Here is a 790-nt window from a genome sequence, read left to right as displayed (position 1 = left end):
AGCCGCAGCCGTGCCGACGCGCTCGACCGTCAGGCCCTGGGCGCTGAGCCCGGCAACAATGCCGCTGGCGATCAGCTCGTCGTCTTCACAGACCAGTACGTGCATGGTGAACCCTTTGCAAAATGTGAGGGTGATTAAAAAGGCAGTGGATTAAGCGTGCATTATGCCGCCAACGCCAAGAATCCCGGATAATCGCTTCTTTCTAGGATAGCCCGGTTAATCATCGGTTAATCAACGCCACACATTGTGTGTCCCACTTGCTTCGAACTAAGGCTTGATCATGCGGCATCTGTTTATCTTTCTGCTGGTAGTGTTTGCTGGATTCGCCCAGGCCGCGCCTGGCAACAATCCATTCGAGACCAAACCCGACTTCCTCCCGGTAGGCAAAGCCTTCACCTTTACCTCCGAGCGTCTGGCCTCCGGCGAAACCCAGTTGTATTGGCAGATTGCCGACGGTTACTACCTGTACCAGCAGCGCATGAAATTCGATGGCCTGGCCGAAAAGCCGACGTTGCCCCAGGGCGAAGCCCACAGCGACGAGTTCTTCGGCGAGCAGCAAGTCTATCGCCAGGGCCTGGAAGTGAAGATTCCCGCTGGCGCCACCGGCCAGGTCAAGCTCGGCTGGCAAGGCTGCGCCGATGCCGGCCTGTGCTACCCGCCGCAATCGATCACCGTGGACCTGGGCGGCAACCCTGCCGTCGCCGCCACCGGCCAGGCCCAGGACCAAAGCCTGGCCAGCGGCCTGCAACAACGCAGCCTGGGCTGGAGCCTGCTGGTGTTCTTCGGCCTG

The 790-nt window shown here is 60.1% G+C and carries 1 protein-coding gene and 1 pseudogene; one reads left to right on the top strand and one right to left on the bottom strand.

Annotated features, from left to right (window positions below; genetic code table 11):
- Window positions 1-105: pseudogene (locus HX846_RS35635) on the bottom strand (DNA-binding response regulator); the annotation flags it as partial.
- 175 nt (window positions 106-280) lie between these two features.
- Here HX846_RS35635 and HX846_RS35630 point away from each other — a divergent pair.
- Window positions 281-790, top strand: a 510-nt coding sequence (locus tag HX846_RS35630) for a protein-disulfide reductase DsbD domain-containing protein (RefSeq protein ID WP_256740360.1), incomplete at its 3' end; no start/stop codon positions are given.

The organism is Pseudomonas sp. K5002, from assembly GCF_013386655.1.
Taxonomy (GTDB): Bacteria; Pseudomonadota; Gammaproteobacteria; order Pseudomonadales; family Pseudomonadaceae; genus Aquipseudomonas.
Note: the sequence above shows the minus strand (reverse complement) of the source record. Positions and strands in the feature narration are given on the sequence as shown.